The sequence below is a fragment of the Candidatus Magnetobacterium casense genome (assembly GCF_019173545.1).
Classification (GTDB): Bacteria; Nitrospirota; Thermodesulfovibrionia; order Thermodesulfovibrionales; family Magnetobacteriaceae; genus Magnetobacterium; species Magnetobacterium cryptolimnobacter.
The window spans coordinates 1-1,701 of record NZ_JABXWD010000582.1 but is presented as its reverse complement, the minus strand read 5'-3'; the positions used below and the strand labels follow the sequence as shown (position 1 = coordinate 1,701).

Here is a 1,701-nt window from a genome sequence, read left to right as displayed (position 1 = left end):
GACAAAGGACACTACGAGTGAGAGTCCTTGTTATCATAATTTTTATTGCAGTTGTTTTCTCAATTCCACTGTATCTCTTGTGGTGGATGTTTAGGGGGCATCATTGATGAGACTAAAGACGTTAGATGTGATTCTTCTCGAAGGTGATAAGACCAACATCGCTGACGCTGTAATCTACGCCTGGACTAAATCCCTCTTCACCCACTGCGTCATAGCCAAGAACGAGTTGGGGGACATCTGGGACCCGACTATCGGGGGCATCCTTAACCGCAACATCCAGGACTACGGGGACAGGTACAAGACAGTATGCAGGTTCAACCAAGAGATTCCGGTGGAGAAGGTCGGGGAAATGATAGCCTGGATAAACCAAAAACAACTCTATTGCCACGGCTATGATTGGCTTGCTTGGCTTGGGTTTGCCACGGGCATCAAGGCACTTGAAGACGAGGATGCGTGGTACTGCTCCGAGCTACCCTATTGGATGTTCTGGGACGCAGGGTATCATCTGACACCTGAAGAAGAGACCTTTATCACACCGAGGTTCTATCTGTACTCGAAGGATTTTCAAACTATTCTGTGGCAGGAGGTGGAAATATGAATTGGACAGTATGGCTCAAGGGGTTAATTGCAGCAGTGATTAATGGTGTAGCATCGGCTGCTACGGCTGCAATCGTTGATCCTATCACCTTTAATCCTCTACAACCAGGGGCAGCTAAAAACTTTGGTGTGCTTTTAGTTGTGGCGGGTGCTTTCGGGATGTTCTCTTACCTGAAACAGAGTCCCCTCCCGAATGGTCAACCTAAATAGGAGGTTTTTATGCGAATTGCCAAAGTCTCTACACTTATACTTATTTGTATAGTTTTCGCAACAGCTTGCGCCACTGTAGGCATCAAGGACTACAGCACGATGACACCCAAGGAGAAGGCGTACTTCTTCCTGGCGACCTACAATAAGGCGGATGCGGAGTACAGGATTCAGGCAGTCATGCCCAACTTAACGGACAAGGATAAGGAGCTACTCAGAGCAAAGAAGGCTGTCATGGTGGAAGTCTATCCACTGATAGATGCCTACAAGATGGCTGTGGAGCAGAATGTCACCATCCCACCAACCCTTGAACCCTTGATTCTGAGCCTTTTGAATAGGCTTGGTACGAAGTTAGGAGGCTGACATGAACCCTTACGTTGAAATAGCGAAGTTACTCTTACAGGCTGTCTTTACCCTCATCGCCATGGGGAAGATGACGGCAGAAGAGTTCGAGAAGGCATACGCAGAAGAGAAGACCAAGTTTCAGGCGAATCCTCCTGACACATTGCCGGATGTTTAACTGTTGCGTATGGGCAGAAAATCCGATTCACAATACTCTGAGTGGTTAAACCACTCAATTGCAGGGTATGACCACACAAAAGAAGACTTACATCTCTTTCGTAGAAGAAGCTGTAATGAACCCTGATTATCGAGGGTATATCGGTGGGAGAATTGAAGTCCATCGGCCTGAAGATAGGGGCTATCACTCAGAAGAGATCAGGTTCTTTACAGACGAGCCGGAGAAGTTCAACGCCTTCAGGGATAAGTACGACATGAAGGAAGTCACCAAGGAACAACTTGAGGCAATAAAAGAAATTGTCAGGTTATACTTTATGGAGACATCTTAAATTGGGTGTGCTGCCACTTTTCACCCAAAACGGGGTGTTCAGCAAATGC

5 protein-coding genes are annotated in these 1,701 nt (G+C 46.9%); all 5 read left to right on the top strand.

Translation table 11 applies throughout. From position 1 onward, the window contains the following. Positions 1-106 precede the first annotated feature (106 nt). The 5 genes from HWQ67_RS17795 to HWQ67_RS17775 all read left to right on the top strand — a co-directional run bounded on the left by HWQ67_RS17795 (position 107) and on the right by HWQ67_RS17775 (position 1,652). Entirely contained in the window at positions 107-598 is a 492-nt protein-coding gene (locus HWQ67_RS17795; protein WP_218254037.1) for a hypothetical protein, read from the top strand. Continuing rightward, positions 595-807: a hypothetical protein gene (locus tag HWQ67_RS17790; protein ID WP_218254036.1), complete on the top strand. Its 213-nt coding sequence runs from the start codon at positions 595-597 to the stop codon at positions 805-807. The genes HWQ67_RS17795 and HWQ67_RS17790 overlap by 4 nt, the downstream gene beginning before the upstream one ends. A gap of 9 nt (positions 808-816) precedes the next feature. Continuing rightward, on the top strand, positions 817-1,167 hold the full coding sequence (locus tag HWQ67_RS17785) for a hypothetical protein (RefSeq protein ID WP_218254035.1): 351 nt from the start codon (positions 817-819) through the stop codon (positions 1,165-1,167). A gap of 1 nt (position 1,168) precedes the next feature. Then, complete coding sequence (locus HWQ67_RS17780) at positions 1,169-1,324, top strand: hypothetical protein (protein ID WP_218254034.1); 156 nt, start codon at positions 1,169-1,171, stop codon at positions 1,322-1,324. A 67-nt stretch (positions 1,325-1,391) separates the two neighbouring features. Further along, the gene (locus HWQ67_RS17775; protein WP_218254033.1) at positions 1,392-1,652 is read left to right on the top strand and encodes a hypothetical protein; all 261 of its coding nucleotides are present in this window, start codon (positions 1,392-1,394) and stop codon (positions 1,650-1,652) included. Positions 1,653-1,701: the final 49 nt, after the last annotated feature.